Genomic DNA, 19,140 nt, shown 5'->3' with positions numbered 1-19,140 from the left:
CAGAACAGGAAAGCTTATGCTGAACAATGTAATGAATAATGCGCTCAGTGGTGTGAACGCTGCACAAGGCGGGTTAAGTGTGATTTCTAACAACTTAGCCAACGCCGGTGTAGGGTATTATCACCGCCAAAGTGCTGTTTTCGGGGAGAATCCCGGTACGATGACACCGAGTGGCTATTTTGGTAACGGCACTTATTTCAGCCATGTTCGCCGTGAGTTTGATGAATTTATCAATGCGCAGTACAGCCAAGCTCGTGCTCGCAGTGGTGACTACGAAGCGTACGTTAAGAACTGTAATAAAGTCGATGATTTGCTAACTAATGATATCGAAGATATTTCCAGCAATATTGGCAGCTTCTTTACGTCATTGGATGCGGCGACGAGCGATGCCAGCGATAAAACATTAATTGATGTTTTCCTTGGCAACTCCAATGCACTGGTAAGTCAATTTAAAGAAGCGGACAGACGCCTGCAAGAAATGGAACGTGATGTTAATCGCCAAATCGAAAACAAGGTGAAAGACATCAATATCTACGCTGAGAAAATTGCGGGTTTAAACCAGCAGATTTCCCGCGTGCGTTCTGTTAGTGGCTCTGAACCAAATGATTTGCTCGATGTGCGCGACCGTTTAGTTAACGAGGTCAACTCGTTAATTGGCGTTAAAGTGATTGAGCAAAATGGCAACTATAACGTCACGTTTGCCAATGGCTTACCGCTAGTCACAGGCGAAAAAGCGAACCGCTTAGAAGCCGTTCCATCCTCGAAAGATGACAGCCGCTTTAGCGTTGGTTTCGTTGGTGCAAATGGCCAAGCCCGTGAAATTCCTGATGAGTCTTTCCGTGGTGGCGAGCTAAGCGGTATTTTGCGCTCACGCCAAGAGGTTATCGACCCTGCGTATCAAAAACTCAATAAGCTTGCGCTGGTTTTTGCCACCAAATTCAATGAAGTCCACAGTAAAGGCTATGATGCCAGCGGTACAACGGGTGAGAACTTCTTTGAAATCGGTAAAGGCAATGTGGTGAGCAATACCCACAATACAGGCAAAGCCGATTTTGACTTGAAATACAGTGATGTTTCCAAAGTCACAGGCAGTAATTATGAAATTCGCTTTGGTGATGACGGCTGGAATGTGACGCGTTTACCTGAAGGCACGAAAGTCGCTTTAGATGATGACTCAACAGCATCAATGCTGAAATTTGATGGTATTGAAATCAATATCAGCAACAGCAGCGCGCAAAAAGGTGATTCATTCCTCGCAAAACCTGTAAGTGGCGTGATTAATGGCATGCAAACGCTGATTAATGATGCAAGCAAATTTGCTGGCGCAGGCAGTAAAGACAGTGGCCCAGGTGATAACGAAAACATCAAAGAACTCGTCAAATTACAAGACCAAAAACTGATTGATGGCGGCTCAACGTTTTCAGACTTCTACGCGACACTTGTTAATGATGTGGGTAGCAAAACCAAGCAAGCGCAAATTGACGCTGAAACGCAAAACAAAATGACCGAGAGCTTCTATGAACAAGAGCAAGCTATCTCTGGCGTGAATATGAACGAAGAAAGTATTCAAATGCAGAAGATCACCCAGTTTTTCAACGCCAATGCACAAGTGTTGAAAACCGTGGATGATTTGTTTAATGCGCTGATGCGTGCGTTCTAAGTTTTAGCGACATAATAAGGATTTAGCGATGCGTTTAAGCACAAATATGATTTACCACCAACGCTTACAGGATATGAATAATTCCCAAGCGCGTTGGATGGAAGCGGGTAGCCAATTAGCGTCAGGTCACCGTGTCAGAAAACCGTCGGATGACCCGCAAGCGTCATCCCAAGCGGTACGAATTAACCAATCAGAAACCCGCAACCAGCAATACGTTGCCACCCGTGGATTTGCGAAAACGGGTATGACATTGCAAATGAGTATTTTGACTCAAATGACGGATGTCACTACGCAAATCGATACCACAATCATTCAAGCCTCTAACCAAGGGGGTTTGAGTGATAAAGACCGCAATACTCTCGCAGAGCAATTAACGGGTTTAAAAGAGCAGTTAGTGGGACTTGGTAACTCTACCGATGGTAATGGCCGCTATATTTTTGCCGGTTTTAAATCGGATAAACCGCCTTTTGAAATTAACGCAGATGGTGATGTGCTCTATCACGGTGGTGATAAAGCGGTGATGCAAAATGTCTCCAGTGACCGTGAAATGACGACCTATTTTACGGGTGCTCAGGTATTTGATACAGACAGCAGCAATGTAGTAAATGTTTTCAAAGCCTTGAATGCCGGTATCGCTGCCCTGAAAATCCCACAGCAAGATGCGCCTCAAGCTGATTTAGACCGCGCTCAAGCAGGAATGGATGAAGCAAACCGTGGCATTAAAGCGGCCCTCGACCAAATTTCCAATATTGAAGCGAAACAAGGTTTACAGCTGCAAGAAATTGATAAATTGGATTTCTTAGCGGACACGCGTTCGATTCAAAATGCTGCCCGCAAAAGTGAGTTATTGGAAACCAATTGGACAGGCACCACAACGGACTATTATAAAGAAAAAGCGATGTTTGAAGCTTCACAAAGTATTTTTAAAGATTTAAACAGCATGTCGTTATTCGGTAGTCGTTAATCATCTCAATATTGAGTTCTACTCAACCGCGCTTCGCCGTCATTGGAGCGCGGTTTTTTGTTTTTGGGGGTGGTTAATGCTAAAAGCGTTTATAACACCAATTTTCCTCAATCGTCTGATAACTTGAACACAAAAAAGTTTCTTGCACAACACGGTGCTTTCCTTCTTCAACACTTTGCTCAAAGAGTGCCATGACCGCCGATTTATCCTGTACTTTCTCAGCCTGTTTCCGTAGTAATTTAAAACAGGCTAGCCCGCCAAAGTCATTGTTCCCAACGGGGTGGTAATGAGAGTAGCGGCAAGTCATGCAGCAATGTAATTGGGTTGATTGAGGAAGTTTTTGTTGAATATCGAATAAGAGGTCTTCAATAAATGAGAAGCGTTGCTCAGAGGTCAAAGCTTGCCCTTGGTAATTAAAGATGTAGGTAATATCATTCCTGTTATGGCAATAATCAAATGCGAGTTTGAGATTGGCAAAATCACGTTGTTGGCAGTACATTACAGGTAACTTAAGTTCAACAGAAAAAAGCCCTTGTAGGGTTTCATATTCATCGATATCAAAATGTCGTTCAACATATTGTTTTTCTAATAAATTGAATGATAACAAGTTAAAAGCAGTTCCGATAAAACAGATACCCCGTAGAGTAAACTGCAATGAATAGCCATCAGATGTTACCGTCGTATGGTTAGAACCATAACTGTCGATATAAGTCAGAGGCCAATAAAATGATTTAAGAGACATAAGTGACTACTTTGATTTTGCGATTTAAGCTAATCATAACAACAGATAGAGATAAGGAAACTCAGATTTGGCTGCAATACGCTCTCAAACAAACAAATTAAACATCAGTGAAAGCTGCTCGAACGCTTGGTGGATAAGGCGTTCGGTATAACGGGGGAGGATGGAGATAATTAACCCTAACATGCTGATACCGATGGTCAGGGTGAGCGGGAAACCGACCACGAAAACAGACAGTTGTGGGGTCATACGGTTGAGAATACCCAGCGCAAGGTTGAGGATCAAAAACAGGGTGATAAAGGGTAGGGCTAGCATTAACCCATTAATAAATATAGTGTTTGCAAATTGTGCAAATACCCAAAAACCGTCGCGGTTAAGGGGATTGGTTTGAATGGGGATCAGCTCAAATGAGTTCACAACAATATAAATCAGCCATAAATGGCCATCAAAGGCGAGAAACAACAAAATCGTGATCACGTTAAAAATACGCCCTAAAATTGGCATGTTTGGGCCACCCGTTGGGTCAAAAAAGGTGGCGAACGATAACCCCATCTGTAAACCAATCACTTCCCCTGCATGACGAACGGCGGCAAACGCCATTTGCATCGTTAGGCCCATCGCGACGCCAATCACCATTTGTTGCACAATCACCCATAAGCCCATTGCCGAAAATAACGGAATATTCACGACGGGAAGTTGCGGCGAAATAATCAAGACAACAAAAAAGGCGAGTGCAACCCGAACTTTGGTAATAGACTGTTTTTCATTGAAAAAAGGCGCTGTACCCAGCAGCGCTAAGAGGCGTATAAACGGGTAAAAACCTTGGCTGAGCCAAAGGGTCAGGGTTTCGCTGGTAATGGTTAACATCGTTAGCCAATCATAAAGGGTAAATTACTGAGCAACGTACGCATGTAATCAATCAATAGATTGAGCATCCATGGGCCAGCAATAATGATCACCGAAATTACCGACAAAATTTTGGGAATAAAAGATAACGTCATCTCGTTAACTTGGGTCGCGGCTTGTAGCAAGCTGATAATCAAACCCGCCGCAAGGGCGGCAAGTAATAGCGGCGCCGCTAGCATTAGTGCGATTTTCATCGCTTCTGTTCCCATCGCCATTACGGATTCAGGTGTCATAATTGCTCCTAATTAAAAAAGCTTTGCGATAATGAGCCAAGCAATAATTGCCAGCCATCAACGAGAACAAATAACATCAGCTTAAATGGCAATGAAACCGTTGCGGGGGGAACCATCATCATCCCCAATGCCATCAAGACGCTGGCGACCACTAAGTCGATGATCAAAAACGGAATGAAAATCGTAAAGCCAATCTGAAAGGCGGTTTTTAGCTCACTGGTAATAAACGCAGGGACTAAAATACGCAGCGGCACATCTTTGGCTTCTTGGATATCACCCACTTTGGCAATACGGGCGAATAACGCAAGGTCAGATTCACGGGTTTGCCCTAACATAAAGGTGCGCAGTGGCGCAGTGCCTTTTTCCAAAGCCGTTTCAAGGCTGATCTTATCTTCACTGAAGGGTTGATAGGCTTCACGATAGACTTGGTCTGCAACGGGGGACATCACGAAAAACGTTAGAAACAGCGCTAAGCCAAGTAACACTTGGTTAGGTGGAGCAGATGGTGTTCCTAGCGCATTTCGCAGTAACCCCAGCACGATAATGATGCGCGTAAAACTGGTCATCATTAACAGTAAAGCGGGAATAAAACCTAATAACGTTAAAAACAGTAAGGTTTGGACAGGTAATGACCAAGTTTGCCCGCCATCAGCCAAGCTGTGGCTGATAACCGCGGGTAATGCTGCAAAAGCAGAACTGGGTAAAGCAAACAGAAGCGCAGCAACGAACAGCGAGTTTTTTACAGGTAACATGCGAGCTTCCGGCTACTTATACAAAGGAGTCACTGACGCCGCAAGGTTCGCAGCATCTTGTTTTTTCTTGAAAACAGATTGAAAAGTCAGTGGCTCATTGGTTGAAACTGGCAAATGTTCGGCTAGTGCAGGGTATTGATGCAGCACATTGATACTTTGCGCCGTCACACCCAGCACCAAACATTCGTTATTTACTTCGACCACGACAACCCGTTCTTTATTGCCTAACGAGCAACTGCTTTTGACTTTCACCAGTGAGTCTTTGCCAAATTTTTTTGGCGCGAACCCTAGCTTTTTCACCAACCAAGCACCAGCTAGGATCAGTAAAATAATACCGCCGAGTGAACCTGAAATTTGCACCAAGCTATCGTTTTGGTTAATGGCCGGTGCATTTGGTTCGCTGTGCGCAATCGTATTGGCTAAAAATGGTGCCGTTTGCGGTGGCGTCACTGGCTCGATTTGTGAAAACATCGTCATTGGCAATTGCCCTTGTATCTTAACGGCTTAAGCGGCGCATACGTTCTGATGGTGTAATGATGTCAGTAATACGGATACCGTAATTATCTGAAACCACGACCACTTCACCCTGCGCAATTAAATAACCGTTGATTAAAATATCCAGTGGCTCGCCCGCTAAACCGTCTAAAGACACCACGGAACCTTGGGATAAACTCAGCAGCTTTTTAATGGTCATTTTTGTGCGACCTAGCTCAACCGATAGGCGAACGGGAATATCCATAATCATGTCGATATCGGATAACTGATTTAATGGATTTTGCCCATCAAAGCTATCAAAGGCCTGTGCACCAGCAGAGGCGGATTCCGCTTTTTTTTGCTGTTCTAACGCTTCAGCCCACAGGTCTTCACTGTCGTGATTGGTTGATGCATCAGGAGAGTTCTTCGCCTCACTCATTGGTACTTTCCTCATCTAGAGTGTTTAAAACAGGGTTAATCAAATGTTCTACACGCAACGCATATTGGCCATTTTGGGTGCCGTATTGACTGGTTAAGACCGGCACGCCATCAACATTCACCATCAGGCGATCTGGCTTCTCAATAGGGATTACATCCCCTTTTTGCAGTTGCAGTAAGCGAGAAATTCGCATTGGAATGTCAACAAAGTTGGCAACCAACTCAAGTTCAGAACGTTTCACTTGGGTCACAAGGTTAGAGACCCATGCTTCATTTTCCTGATGCCCTTGCTCCACCGGTGGGTTGATTAAACGCTCACGCAACGGCTCAATCATGGCAATAGGGATACAAATACTGAATTCACCCACCGTGTTGCCAATCTCAACTAAAAACGGGGTCGTGACGACAATGTCGTTTGGCGAGGTGGTGATATTGGTAAATTTAACTTGCACTTCAGAGCGCACATATTCCACTTCGATATCGGCAATGGGCTTCCAGGCATCACGGTAAGCGCCCAGTGCTAATTTCAACATACGATTAATTATGCGCTGTTCGGTATTGGTAAACTCTTTACCTTCTTGGCGAACAGGGAAACGGCCATCGCCACCAAATAAGTTATCAACTGCGATATACACTAACGCAGGTTCGAAGGTAAATAGGGCTGTGCCTCGCAACGGTGGCATGTGGATCAGGTTTAAGTTTGTTGGCACCGGTAAGTTACGAGCAAATTCATGATAAGGCTCGATTTTAATGCCACCAACGGTAATGTCAGGGCTACGGCGCAACATGTTAAACAGACCCATGCGGAACTGACGGGCGAAACGCTCATTAATGATTTCAAGGGACTGCATGCGCTCACGAATAACCCGACGTTGGGTATTCGGGTCGTAAGGGCGGACATGGTCTTTCCCTTGCATTTCAGGTGCAGGCGTGTTGCTTGATGGCGCATCATCATTAAGAAGCGCATCAATTTCAGCCTGAGATAAAATATTATCGCTCATGAATATTACCGCAGAATAAAAGTCGTAAATAACACATCGGAAATATCCTGATCGGTATCGCCGGGGATCAGGGTTGGGGTGAGTGTTTGCTTAATTTCTTTCATTAGCTGCAACTTACCATCATGATTTTCAATGTTTTTGGCTTTTTGCTCTGATAAAAGTAGCAGTAAGCGACTGCGAACTTCAGGAAGGTATTCATGAAGTTGCTTGCGAGATTTTTCGTTCGCAAGGCGCAATGTCACGTGGATATAGAGCACGCGGTCAGGGCCGTCAACGCCAGCCAAGTTCACCGTAAACGGCTCTAACTCCATAAAGATGGGTTGAGGCATATTTGGGCGCTTTTCTTCTTCACTCAGCGCTTGAGGGCCTTGCTGTGTCGTCCACCAGGTGTACCCACCAAAACCAGCACCCGCGAGGGCAACAAGGGCGAACAGAATGAGCAACCCTTTATTCGAACGTTTAGATTCTTTGCGTGACGACATGTTAGCTGAATTCCTGTTTCTTGGATGCTAAACCCAAATGGGTTTTTTTCTTTATGATCTCTAGCATTATGGCTTGCTTGTTGAGAGTTAAAGGAGTGAAAAACGAAACAAAAAGGCGGTAACTCGGCGCTTTAGTTGTGAAATCACCGCATTTTGTTTATTAATTATGCAAAGGTGCTGATACCACCTTGGCGAACTTGGGTCGTTTTCGTAGAAACAGTGGCGTTAGACTCACTGATGCCAACCACGCCGACCGACGGATGTGTTGCTTGAATTTGCCCATCCCGCTGCTGTTGTGAGCCTTGTTGTGAACCATCGGATTGCTGGTTTAAGTTCTCTTGCCCAACAGAGCCTTGTGCCAAATGAATGCCACTTTCTTGTAGTGCACTGCGCAACACTGGCATCATCGATTCCATCGCTGCGCGAACATGGCTGTGAGGCGACACAAAGTGCATTACCGCTTGGTTGTCTTCAATGCGTAAATGCACATTGAGCGAACCTAACTCTTCAGGGTGTAAGCGGATTTGTGCTTGGGAAACCCCTTGGCGTGAGAAAAACAGCATGTGCTGGCTTAGCTGCTGTTGCCATGCTTCGCTGCCTAATTGGCTGGTTAAATGCTGGGTAGGGACTGCGGTTGGTGCGTTCATCGTTGCTGCTTGAACCGTTGAGGCCGTCGGCATCATACTGATTGGCTGCGCGGAGGTATGCTGAGAGGTACTGGAGGTAAATGCCCCAGTGTCCGTTTGCAAGGTAAACGCGCCTTTTGCCGTTTGGTTTAACGTTTCGTTCGTCAGCGTTTGCACGTTAGCAAGGGTATCTTTGTCACTAACTTTTTTGTTCAACGGCATAAAGTCCTGAGTCAGGTTTTTCCCACGGACATCACGTTGGTTATCAAGTGCAAAAAGCGGTTGGTCGCGGCGCTCTTCTTTTTCGTTCTTAATCACGGTGCCTAAAGCAGGGGCTTCGTCTTCACCGGCTAATTGCAATTGCGAGCCTTCGAGGTGCTTGCCGTCATCAGGTAATACTTCATGAGTACCTTGGTTAAGCTGTTGCATACGTTGGGTAAATGCCCCAAGTGTGGGATGCGCTTCTGGCGCTGCGGATGGCCTCCCTGTTAATTGAGCTTGATTGCTTAACGATTGTTTTAAGTTATTGAGCCAAGATTGTTCATTGGCATCTTTGCCCGTTAATAAATCGGCATTCAATGCGGTTTGTACGCTATCTGGGCGCAAATTACGGCTAAAATTCAACTGTTCGATGGTGTTTTCAGCACTTTTTTGCACGCCACTGGCGGGCTCAGCGGCTTTTTCATTCAGCCCAGCCAGCTTGTTATCAACAATCTCTTTGTTGACTGATTTTTCGTCAATAGGCGAGGTCACCGTACTTTCTTTAGGCGCAGGCTGTTGGTTATCCAGCACTGCTTGAAAAGGCAGGGCTGGGGCTTGGTCTTCATCAATGCGTGATCCATGTTGCTGCGCGTTACTGTTTTTGGCAGGCGCATGTGTTGGCACGCTGTTAGCGTTGATGTCCATCTATTGTGGTCTCCGTAAAGTCGCGCGTTGAGCAAATTCATCCATTTGCTTTTGCTCTAAGCGATTTTGACGTTGGTATTCAGTTTGTTCAGCGCGTTGAATTAAAGTATCGAATGCATTGACGCGTTGCTGTTTTTCTTGCCAATGGCGGTTGGCATCGTTAACCCGTTGTTCCCATACATTAAGTTGCTGCTGTTGCTGTTCGATGGTCAGTTCTAAGGTGACCAAAAACTGTTGGTAATTCTGCCACTTATCCGATGCCATCCCACTGTATAGTGTTTGGTTTAGCTTCTGTCGGTATTCCGATTGGTAGTTTTCCAACATACTCAATTGTTGCGCCATTTGCGTGTGTGTTTGGCGCACTTGAGCTAACACTTTTGCGGCCTCTTCAGAGGCTTCCTCAGCTAAACTGAGCAAAGTTGCCAACGCATTGTTTTTGGCCATTTATCCCCTCATTGCTCGTTGGGAACAACATGCATGAGTTGTTCGCAAGCAGTTTGATAGTCACAACGCTCATCAATATCTTGCTGCAAAAATTTCGACATCCGTGGGTAATACTGAATAGCGGTATCCAACATAGGGTCGCTCCCCATGGCATATGCCCCAACATTGATTAAATCGCGGTTACGCTGGTAGCTTGACGTTAATTGTTTAAACCGCTGAATCTTCCGATAGTGTTCCTTCGGAATTAATTCGGTCATCGCACGGCTTATAGAGGCTTCAATATCAATAGCAGGGTAGTGCCCAGATTCGGCTAAAGAGCGCGAAAGCACAATGTGCCCATCAAGAATAGCGCGAGCAGAGTCTGCGATTGGGTCTTGTTGGTCATCCCCCTCGGTCAATACCGTGTAAAACGCGGTGATCGAACCACCATTTTTACCGTTACCGGCACGTTCAACGAGCGCAGGTAATTTAGCGAAAACAGACGGTGGGTAGCCTTTTGTTGCAGGGGGCTCACCTACAGCAAGGGCAATCTCACGCTGTGCCATACTATAACGGGTGAGTGAGTCCATAATCAGCAATACGCTAAGGCCTTGGTCGCGAAAGTACTCGGCAATACGCGTGGCGTAGGAGGCACCTTGCATACGCAAAAGAGGCGAAACGTCGGCAGGTGCAGCAACCACAACCGCGCGTTTTAAGCCCTCTGCGCCTAAAATATTTTCGATAAAGTCTTTAACTTCACGTCCCCGTTCACCAATTAAACCAACGACAATAATATCGGCTTGCGTAAACCGCGCCATCATGCCTAGCAGCACACTTTTCCCCACACCTGAGCCTGCAAATAAGCCCATACGCTGCCCGCGTCCAACGGTAAGTAAGGCATTGATTGCGCGAACGCCTACATCTAGCACGCTACTAATCGGCGTACGCTCTAGCGGGTTGATAGGTGGTGTGATGAGCGGTGCACGGGTTTTTACTTCTAAAGGCCCTTTACCATCAAGGGGCGTGCCTTGGGCATCCAATACGCGGCCAAGTAATTCATTACCAATCGGCAGTAAACGGCTGGTTTGCCCGTCATCACCCGTTGATTGCGCATAAACACGGGCTCCGGGGGCGATTCCTTCAAGGTCAGCGAGTGGCATCAGTAACATGCGTGGGCCGTTAAAACCGACTACTTCGCAAACCACTTCATCCGTGCCGCCATTAATGGAACGCTCAATAAAACAGGTCGCACCAAGAGGCATTTTTATCCCCTCGGCTTCCATAACTAACCCCGTAATTTTGGTTAAACGGCCATAACGGCGCACCATCGGGATCCCTTTCATTCGCGATCCTAAATCGTCAAGCGAGGCAATCCAGCGTCCCAAACGTGCGGTCATGAAAGGCTCTCCGGTGCATATAAGCGGCACAGCTCTTGCCAGCGAGTTGCGACGGTCATATCGATTTCACCGTCTTCGGCGACCACACGGCAACCACCTAAGTGCAGTTTCGGGTCAGCCACTAAGCGCCAACCATGCAGGCTTAGCAACGAGCCAAGGTGCTGTTCAATCAACTCAAAGTGATTCGGGTTGACGTGTAACTCAGGCTGCCCTGTAAAAATAGGTTTTTGTTGTAAGAGATTACTGATCTCTTCGAGTAGGGCGGTGCCATCACAAACCGTAGATTGCCCAAGCACTTGTTTTGCTGCGGTTAAGGCAATCTGCAATAACTTGGTGGTCACTACGGTATCGAAGGTATCAAGGGAGTAATTAAACTCCGACAATAATTTCTGCCACGTTTCAATAACGGGCTGTTGCAAAGCGAGCGCTTGTTCACGCCCTTGCTCTTCGCCAGCCCGTAAACCTTGTTCAAACCCGGCTTGATAACCTTCTTTTTGGCCTTTTTCATGGCCTTGTTGAAACCCAGTACGCTGGGCATCTTCTTTAATATTATCGAGCAGGTTAATTTGCTCTAACACTTCTTTGGGCTCAAGGCACGGCACTTTGGGTGCATCGGGCTCTGGGACGTCACTTAATGATGGGATAGCAGATGAGTTCAGCTCCCATTGATTAAGTTCGCGTAATTTCCAAGGCTGCCATTGGTCATGGGTTGGTTTTGTTTTAGACATACACGTCGTCTCCGCCACCGATGGCGATTTCGCCTTTCTCGACTAAGCGGCGAACAATCAGCAGGATAGCTTTCTGTTCGTTTTCCACTTGTGACATACGCACTGGTGAGCGGGATTCCAAATCGTCGCGAACAATTTCCGCTGCACGAGCTGCCATATTGTTGAGGAAGTGGTCGCGCAGAGCTTGGTTGCTGCCTTTGAGGGCAATAACCAGCGAGTCGGTAGACACTTCTTGCAAAATACGTTGAATGCTGCGGTTGTCCACCTCGATAAGGTTTTCGAACAAGAACATTTCATCAATGATGCGCTGCGCCAATTCACCGTCGTAATCACGCATCGCATCGATAACGCTTTCTTCTTGCTGGCTTTTCATCAGGTTGATAATTTCTGCCGCGGTTCTTATGCCACCCATTTTGCTGCGTTTGAGGTTTTGGCCATCCAGCAAATTGTTTAACACTTCGGTCAGTTCGGCGAGTGCCGCAGGCTGTACGCCACCGAATGTTGCGATACGCAGCATAATGTCGTTGCGCTGGCGCTCTTCGAACAGTTCCAGCACATCGGCTGCAAGGTTGCGTTTTAAGTGAACCAAAATAGTGGCGATAATCTGTGGATGTTCATCACGGATAATATCAGCAACGGTTTGTGGCTCCATGTAGTTGAGGCTTTCGATACCTGAGGTAGTCTCTTGTTTTTCAAAGATATCTTCAAGCAGGCTTGCCGCACGCTCTTCACCCAGCGCTTTGATAAGGACGGAGCGCAGGTAGTCATTGGTATTAATGTTCAGCGCCGCAAATTGAATTGCCGACTCTTCAAACTCGGTGAGGACTTCCGCCAGTTCGTTATTGGAGATCTGGCGCATGTTAGACACCGCCATACTCAGTTGCTGAACTTCTTTTGGATTCAGGTGCTTAAACACTTCCGCTGCCTGATCTTCACCGAGTGTCATTAACATCACGGCGCTTTTTTCTGTTCCACTTAAACTCATTACGCTTTTCCTAACCACTGACGGATAACCATTGCCACGATTTGTGGGTCTTTTTCGGCCATTTCGCGAATACGTTGACTTTGAATTTCAGCGCTAACACGTTGGCGAGTCAGACGGCGGCGAGTTTGCTCATCCATGTCTTCGTTAATTTCTTCGTCCACCACAAGTGGTGTTTTCATCTGAGTTGCCACAAACATTTCGGCATCAGTTTGCGCTTGCTGCGTTTTACGGTATTTAACCCATTGTGGTTTGATACCAAAACGCCACATAAACCAAGCAATTAGGGCAATTAGCAGAATTTTGCCGTAATCCAGTAATTGGGCGATAAACTGCGGGCTTTCCAGTAATGACGGTTCAACTTCAATTGGCGTGTCATTCGTAAATAACGAGTTGGTGATATTTAGCGAGTCACCACGCGCGGTGGAGTAGCCCATGGCTTCACGGGTTAACGCTTCAATTTGTTGCATCATTTCCGGTGGCAATGGCTTCATTTCTGCGCCGTTTTCACCTTCTTGTGAATGGTAATTGACGATAACTGCGACCGAGAGCCTATCAACTACGCCAATTTGCCGTTGAGTGTGACTAATTTTGCGATCCACCTCGTAATTGGTGGTTTCATCGCTTTGCGAGTTAGTCGTGTTATTCCGGTTATTGGTGGTTTGCTGTGCGTCTTTATTCTCTTTGTTCGTTTCAATAGGCGCAGTTGGTGCGCTAACAGGTTGGTTTGATAACGCACCCGGTACGCCACCTGTTCCGCCATTGTTATTTTGCATACTTTGGCTGTTTTGGCGGGAACGAATAGCGGCGCTGTCAGCTGTTTGATTTGGCTTATATTCTTCCGAGGTTTGTTCAACCTTGGAGAAATCCATTTGCGCAGTGACTTGTGCATGAATATTGGCACGGCCCACTAATGGGGAAAGAATATCTTCAATGCGCTGTTTAAGATGGGATTCCATCTCTTTGGTCATTTTAATTTGCGCACTGTTGGCGGATTGCTGGCTGTTATCGTTATTGGTGAGTAAGCGGCCCGCTTGGTCAACAATAATGACATTCGTCGCGGTCAGACCTGTGACACTGCTTGACACCATGTGGACGATAGCACTAATTTGCCCTTCATCAAGCATTCTGCCCGGCAATAAGCCCACCGTGACTGATGCAGTCGGCAATTTTTGCTCACGCACAAACAAGGTCGGTTTAGGGATAGCTAAGTGCACTCGAGCGCTTTGTACAGGGCTGAGTGACTCAATGGTGCGCGATAACTCACCTTCTAGTGCACGCTGGTAGTTAATTTGCTCACTAAATTGGCTAATACCAAACTGTTCTTTATCCAACAGTTCGAAACCTGTGTTACCCCCTTTGGGTAATCCTGATTGCGCCAGCTTTAAGCGCAACTCGTGCACTTTATCGGCTGGAACTAAAATAGCACTACCATTATCGGCGATTTGATAAGGGACGTTCATCTGCGTTAGCTGACCAACAATGTCCCCACCATCCTTAGCACTTAGGTTGCTAAGCAGGACACGGTAGTCGGGGCTGCGTAACCAGAGAAGGAGGGCAACGATAATTGCGACGGCAGCAGCAGCTGCAATCATTAACGGTATTTTAGGATCGGCTTTAATGCGGTCAACCATTGAGGCAAACCCTTTTTTAGCCTCTCCTGTGTCTTTAGATGCGGCACTCATAAATATTCCCTGCTTGGCAGACTACTAGACGGATGAAAATACTTTTGGTGAAACAATGTTATTTCCCTCTTCGTAACGTCACTTTTTCACTTTGCTATTATTTCTTGTCTTGGGGCAATCTAATGACGGAATCAGCCTATAATTTTGGTGTTATTTATCGGCTTCAAGTTGAAAAGGGTGTGATAGGGTAAGCTCGACGAATGAATTAGTGGTACATATTCACTATATTGAGAAGAGAGCATCATGACAGTTCAAGCCATTGAAGGGGTTATTTCACAATTAAATGTGGTGGCGACGCAAGCGACTAACCCAATAAAGCCCGCTATCGAGCCCGTAGGCTTCGCGGATCACCTCGTTGCATCCGTTAACCAAATCAATAAAACGCGCAATGACTCGGCGAAGCAAGTTGAAAATTTCACTCTTGGGAAACAAGATATCTCCCTGAATGATGTGATGGTGGATATGCAAAAAGCTAGTTTAAGCCTGCAAATGGGGATTCAAGTCCGCAATAAGTTAGTGGCGGCATATCAAGAAATTATGTCAATGCCAGTGTGATATGGTTATCTGTTTGAATATTATAAATTAATGGCCTTATCGTTGCGTGTTAGGAGTGCGGTGAGGCATTTTTATTCAAACTAATAATGAGCGTGAGTGATTTTTAGTTATCTATAAATCAATATCGTAATTCTGTTTTAACTATGCCCATCCTATTTACACTGTAATAAAGGCATTGGGATAACCTGCAAATAATATTTAATACCTCTATTTTGTTGTTCAATTACTATTCAACCCAGCCAATGAAAATGTGTAAAAAAAGTACCATTGGGCACTTGAAATATTCGCTGTGAGCCTTATATAAATAACGCACCGAGGTAAAGGGGTCCTCCACACTAGGTTTACGATGAATGGTGCATAGGTTATATGCGTTTATTTTGCGATATACAATATTGAAGGAGCGTTTATGTCTAACATTCGATCTTTTTCATTATTCCCTGCATTATCGGATAACTTGCTTTCAAACAGGTTTGACCAAATAGATAGATTGTTTAGCCAATTAACAGGTAATCGCCCGTTAACTTTAGAGCATCCTTATAATTTAAAACAAATAGATGACACACACTATCAATTAACGGTGAGTGTGCCAGGCTATAAGGAAGATGACTTAACGGTCTCCATGAAAGGTGGGAAACTGTGTATACAAGGTGAGCAATCTACTGAGTTAAACAATGATTCAGAAAAATGGATCCACAAAGGAATTACGCAAAACAAGTTTTCCCTTGAATTTAATTTAGGCAAAAATGTGAAAATTGAATCTGCTGAATTATCGGGTGGGTTATTAGCATTAGATATTGAATATGAAATTCCAGAGGAAGAAAAAGCGCAAGTCATCGCGATTGAAAATAAAGATATAAAATCATAAAGTTACCAATTTTAGCCCGCCAGAAATGGCGGGTTTTTTTATGTCTAAATTGAGGTTAAAGCGGCGATTTACTCAGTGTGATTTTGATAAAATTACACATAATTTTGCGTTAGGGCGTAAAATAAAATTGCAATTATGTTTTATGTGTGGCTTAATACTCTCACTGGTTTGGAAGTACAGGCCTATTTATGCTAGTCAGTTTAAAGTTGTTCACCATTAAGCGTTATCTCAGATACCCCTTCATTGCGAATTCCTTCTAATTAATTCCATAAGTACCAATAAACAACCAAACGAACACATGCCTTATGGCAATTTAAAAAATTAAAGGAAATTCTATGTCTAATACAATGACTGGTTCAGTAAAATGGTTTAACGATGATAAAGGTTTTGGTTTTATTACTCCTGCAGATGGCAGCAAAGATGTGTTTGTTCACTTCTCTGCAATCCAGAGTGATAACTTTAAATCTTTAGCTGAAGGCCAACAAGTTTCATTTTCTATCGAAAATGGCGCAAAAGGCCCAGCAGCTGCAAACGTAATTGCACTGTAATAATTAATAAAATCTATTTAGGTTTAATTATTCGCACTTTTGTAAAAGTGCGATAAAACCTTAGGCTTATTAATAGCCAGTTAGAATATTATTCAAAACCTCGCTCTGCGAGGTTTTGTTGTTTATAAGGCTAACTAAATGCATTTATTATAAGCATTATTGTCATCAAGCTAGGAATTATCTCATTAATGGGCTACAGTTAACTGAGTCAACACCTATGACGAGTTAATTCGCATGAAAGTGATGTTTATTGGCATTATAGTTATTGTAAGTTTTTGCTTGTTAGTCATTAATGTCTTGGCATTAGGGATTTAAGTCAATCAGATGGTAGGCTCCTTAAAAGTGAACTGATGCCAAAAACTAGACAATAATTTAATCTGCCTTTAAGGACTGAATTCTGTATATGACAGGGCTCAGTCCTTTTAATTTTGCCTTAGCTTAATTACGGTTATAGGAAAATAGTTAATAAAAGAAGCCCGATCGGGTTAATTCACCTATTCCTGTGATAATAAACTGCACTCCCATACAAACTAATAAAAATCCCATTATTCTTGATATTGCATCGATACCACTTGTTCCAAAAAACTTCATGATCATATTTGAGCTTTTCAGACAGGCCCAAAGAATAATGGAAAATAAGAAAAAAACTAATGGTGGAGCAACTAAAACAACCCAATGAGGGTATTCACTTTCATTCGTGATGACAGATGAGGCCATACTGATGATCATTGCAATTGTTCCAGGCCCCGCAGTACTTGGCATCGCTAAAGGAACGAACGCAATGCTAGAGGTGTTATCCAATATCTTTTCTTCATCACTATTTTTATTGGCTTCAACAACTGGAAATAGCATTCTAAAGCCAATGTAAGCCACAATAAAACCGCCTGCGATCCTTAACCCTGGAATACTGACACCGAATGTGTTCATAATAGCTTGGCCTGAATACCATGAAACAAGCATAATAAAAAAAACATAAATAGGCGTTGTATTTATGGTTTTCTTACGAGCATCAATCGTCATACCACCCGATAAGCCGAGAAATAATGCAACAGTTGTTAATGGATTAGACAAGGGCAATAATACCGCGAGCCCAATCCCAATTGCAGTTAATAATTCAAACATGTCCACCTCGTATATAATTAGAGCAAGAAATTAAGAATATTATGGCTATATTTTAAGCTAATGTCAGAGTTTGATTTGTCCTCTAAATTTATTAAAGAAAGAATCGCACTCTTATCTTTACCTACAGAGACGCTATGAATGAGATGAAAAATTTCATCTTTAGCATCATGTGACTTAGCTAGTTGGTAGAGGCTAATTAAGGATAATAAAACATAAAGTTTATTAATGTGCTTAGGGTTAGAAATAGCACTAATATTCAATAGTATCGTATTTTTTAATTTATCTGAATTAAAGTCTTTAGGCGTTATGTTGCTAATTTTTTGCAACATAAAATTCATTTTACGTGACTCGATTTGCTGAGCACTACTCAGTGGAATGATATATAGCATCAATATCACAATGATAATGGAAAAAATAAGTGCAATTGAGGTGTTAGCAAAGTAAGAAAAATCAAAATCCATTGGATTAGTGAAATTAATGAGAAATATCATAGAAATGCATACGACATGAGAAAGCAAAAAGGCGAGTTTACCTACGGATTTTAAAACACCAAGAATTAAAAATATTGGTGCCATGATCATTACAGCTTGAGCATAACTAGATGCTTGAATTAAAAAGTAAAACTTCAATATGTAGCTGACAATAATCACTAGAATGGCAACGACTAATATAATAAAGGCGAGTTTATTGGCATTGGGGATAGTTACCCCAAATGTAAATGAAATACTCACTAATACAGGGAGTATATAACCATATTCCCAGCCTGTGTTTAGCCAAAATAAGACGCTAATAACCAGGCTGATCACTAGCCTAAGTGTATTTAAAAAAGCATCTTTCCAATCAAAAAAATAATAAAAGCTGTTATCAGTTAAATCACGTTCTTGGTTTTTAAAGTCTAAAAATTGTTTGTAGCTAGTGTATTTTAAAAAGTGTTTATCAACCATGCCCATGATGGAAAAAACGATCAGCATAGGTAACTGTTTCGCTTTACGCTTTGCTGTTTTAAACGATAAAAAATGGCTTTCATATTGGCTTGTTTCATCAAAGCTAATGCTACTTTCCAATACACTTTTTAAGCTTGTATGAATTTTATCATTTTGGTGTTTAAACAAGTTTGATAATAACTGTTTTTTTTCTGTTTTTATTTTTTTATCGATTAATTTTGTTTGAGGTACATTCGATTGATTAGGTAGTAGGTAGGTTATAAAAGTGTACACGATAATCCCAATGGTCACTTCCATTAACCGTTCTTGAGATAAGTTAAAAATTGTCATTGGCAATGGGAATACTGATGTTCCGAAAGCAATGATTGCAGAGGTGTAACCCGATAACGAAAACATATATGGCATCATATAACGCGAAATTAATGTCATAAAAAGACATATCGATAGCCAAATAATGATAAATGTAGTAAAAATCCAATGATCGTTGATACTGATATTGGCAATGAGAGTAACAGCAATAACCCCAATAACGCTACCCGACAACCTTGCTGCCATTTTAGCTAAGCTTAGTGATGGATCTGGATAGCCAATAATAGCAACGGTCATCATCGACCAATATGGCTTATCAAAGCCAAAATAAGAGGATAAAAACCAAGCAAGTAAAATAGCTAATGTATACTTGATTGCAAACAACCAGTTTAATTTCATTG

At 43.5% G+C, this 19,140-nt stretch carries 21 protein-coding genes; 5 read left to right on the top strand and 16 right to left on the bottom strand.

From position 1 onward, the window contains the following. The first annotated feature begins 16 nt into the window (after positions 1-16). Together flgK and flgL are read left to right on the top strand one after the other, a co-directional pair. Entirely contained in the window at positions 17-1,660 is a 1,644-nt protein-coding gene (flgK, locus tag ABWP91_RS05705) for a flagellar hook-associated protein FlgK (protein ID WP_353242437.1), read from the top strand. Between the two features lie 28 nt (positions 1,661-1,688). Further along, the gene (gene flgL, locus ABWP91_RS05700; RefSeq protein WP_353242436.1) at positions 1,689-2,624 is read left to right on the top strand and encodes a flagellar hook-associated protein FlgL; all 936 of its coding nucleotides are present in this window, start codon (positions 1,689-1,691) and stop codon (positions 2,622-2,624) included. Between the two features lie 79 nt (positions 2,625-2,703). Here flgL and ABWP91_RS05695 read toward each other — a convergent pair whose 3' ends face one another. From ABWP91_RS05695 to fliF, 14 genes are all read right to left on the bottom strand, one after another. Beyond that, positions 2,704-3,366 carry a DUF6304 family protein gene (locus ABWP91_RS05695; RefSeq protein ID WP_353242435.1) on the bottom strand — a complete coding sequence of 221 codons (663 nt, stop codon included), beginning with the start codon at positions 3,364-3,366 and terminating at the stop codon, positions 2,704-2,706. 84 nt (positions 3,367-3,450) lie between these two features. Further along, entirely contained in the window at positions 3,451-4,230 is a 780-nt protein-coding gene (fliR, locus tag ABWP91_RS05690) for a flagellar biosynthetic protein FliR (protein WP_353242434.1), read from the bottom strand. 2 nt (positions 4,231-4,232) lie between these two features. Next, positions 4,233-4,502 carry a flagellar biosynthesis protein FliQ gene (gene fliQ / locus ABWP91_RS05685; RefSeq protein WP_219249052.1) on the bottom strand — a complete coding sequence of 90 codons (270 nt, stop codon included), beginning with the start codon at positions 4,500-4,502 and terminating at the stop codon, positions 4,233-4,235. Positions 4,503-4,510: 8 nt separating this feature from the next. Continuing rightward, entirely contained in the window at positions 4,511-5,254 is a 744-nt protein-coding gene (gene fliP, locus ABWP91_RS05680) for a flagellar type III secretion system pore protein FliP (RefSeq protein WP_353242433.1), read from the bottom strand. Positions 5,255-5,266: 12 nt separating this feature from the next. Next, positions 5,267-5,731, bottom strand: a complete 465-nt coding sequence (gene fliO, locus ABWP91_RS05675) for a flagellar biosynthetic protein FliO (protein WP_353242432.1) — start codon at positions 5,729-5,731, stop codon at positions 5,267-5,269. Positions 5,732-5,750: 19 nt separating this feature from the next. Continuing rightward, positions 5,751-6,167 carry a flagellar motor switch protein FliN gene (gene fliN, locus ABWP91_RS05670; protein WP_198641268.1) on the bottom strand — a complete coding sequence of 139 codons (417 nt, stop codon included), beginning with the start codon at positions 6,165-6,167 and terminating at the stop codon, positions 5,751-5,753. Continuing rightward, entirely contained in the window at positions 6,160-7,167 is a 1,008-nt protein-coding gene (gene fliM, locus ABWP91_RS05665; RefSeq protein WP_206083866.1) for a flagellar motor switch protein FliM, read from the bottom strand. Before fliM ends, fliN begins: the two co-directional genes overlap by 8 nt. Positions 7,168-7,172: 5 nt before the next feature. Beyond that, positions 7,173-7,649, bottom strand: a complete 477-nt coding sequence (gene fliL, locus ABWP91_RS05660; protein ID WP_219249045.1) for a flagellar basal body-associated protein FliL — start codon at positions 7,647-7,649, stop codon at positions 7,173-7,175. A gap of 164 nt (positions 7,650-7,813) precedes the next feature. Next, on the bottom strand, positions 7,814-9,181 hold the full coding sequence (locus ABWP91_RS05655) for a flagellar hook-length control protein FliK (protein WP_353242431.1): 1,368 nt from the start codon (positions 9,179-9,181) through the stop codon (positions 7,814-7,816). Beyond that, positions 9,182-9,625 carry a flagellar export protein FliJ gene (gene fliJ, locus ABWP91_RS05650; protein WP_353242430.1) on the bottom strand — a complete coding sequence of 148 codons (444 nt, stop codon included), beginning with the start codon at positions 9,623-9,625 and terminating at the stop codon, positions 9,182-9,184. An 8-nt stretch (positions 9,626-9,633) separates the two neighbouring features. Next, on the bottom strand, positions 9,634-11,001 hold the full coding sequence (gene fliI, locus ABWP91_RS05645; RefSeq protein WP_353242429.1) for a flagellar protein export ATPase FliI: 1,368 nt from the start codon (positions 10,999-11,001) through the stop codon (positions 9,634-9,636). Continuing rightward, positions 10,998-11,729 carry a flagellar assembly protein FliH gene (gene fliH / locus ABWP91_RS05640; RefSeq protein WP_353242428.1) on the bottom strand — a complete coding sequence of 244 codons (732 nt, stop codon included), beginning with the start codon at positions 11,727-11,729 and terminating at the stop codon, positions 10,998-11,000. Before fliH ends, fliI begins: the two co-directional genes overlap by 4 nt. After that, positions 11,722-12,714, bottom strand: a complete 993-nt coding sequence (fliG, locus tag ABWP91_RS05635) for a flagellar motor switch protein FliG (RefSeq protein ID WP_206083871.1) — start codon at positions 12,712-12,714, stop codon at positions 11,722-11,724. The genes fliH and fliG overlap by 8 nt, the downstream gene beginning before the upstream one ends. Further along, complete coding sequence (gene fliF / locus ABWP91_RS05630; RefSeq protein ID WP_353242427.1) at positions 12,714-14,396, bottom strand: flagellar basal-body MS-ring/collar protein FliF; 1,683 nt, start codon at positions 14,394-14,396, stop codon at positions 12,714-12,716. Before fliF ends, fliG begins: the two co-directional genes overlap by 1 nt. 243 nt (positions 14,397-14,639) lie before the next feature. On the opposite strand from fliF, the gene fliE reads away from it, so the two are divergent. From fliE to cspE, 3 genes are all read left to right on the top strand, one after another. After that, entirely contained in the window at positions 14,640-14,951 is a 312-nt protein-coding gene (gene fliE, locus ABWP91_RS05625) for a flagellar hook-basal body complex protein FliE (protein ID WP_102139625.1), read from the top strand. A gap of 406 nt (positions 14,952-15,357) precedes the next feature. Continuing rightward, complete coding sequence (locus ABWP91_RS05620; protein ID WP_353242426.1) at positions 15,358-15,816, top strand: Hsp20 family protein; 459 nt, start codon at positions 15,358-15,360, stop codon at positions 15,814-15,816. A gap of 335 nt (positions 15,817-16,151) precedes the next feature. Then, positions 16,152-16,364 (top strand): transcription antiterminator/RNA stability regulator CspE, encoded by a 213-nt coding sequence (cspE, locus tag ABWP91_RS05615; protein WP_206083875.1) that lies wholly within the window; start codon positions 16,152-16,154, stop codon positions 16,362-16,364. Positions 16,365-16,826: 462 nt separating this feature from the next. Here the strand turns inward: cspE and ABWP91_RS05610 are convergent, their stop codons facing one another. Next, a complete protein-coding gene (locus ABWP91_RS05610; protein ID WP_353242425.1) occupies positions 16,827-17,486 on the bottom strand; it encodes a MarC family NAAT transporter in 660 nt (219 codons plus the stop codon). A gap of 17 nt (positions 17,487-17,503) precedes the next feature. Next, on the bottom strand, positions 17,504-19,138 hold the full coding sequence (locus tag ABWP91_RS05605; protein ID WP_353242424.1) for an FUSC family protein: 1,635 nt from the start codon (positions 19,136-19,138) through the stop codon (positions 17,504-17,506). Positions 19,139-19,140 lie beyond the last annotated feature (2 nt).

This window comes from Providencia sp. (assembly GCF_040396775.1).
GTDB lineage: Bacteria > Pseudomonadota > Gammaproteobacteria > Enterobacterales > Enterobacteriaceae > Providencia.
Note: the sequence above shows the minus strand (reverse complement) of the source record. Positions and strands in the feature narration are given on the sequence as shown.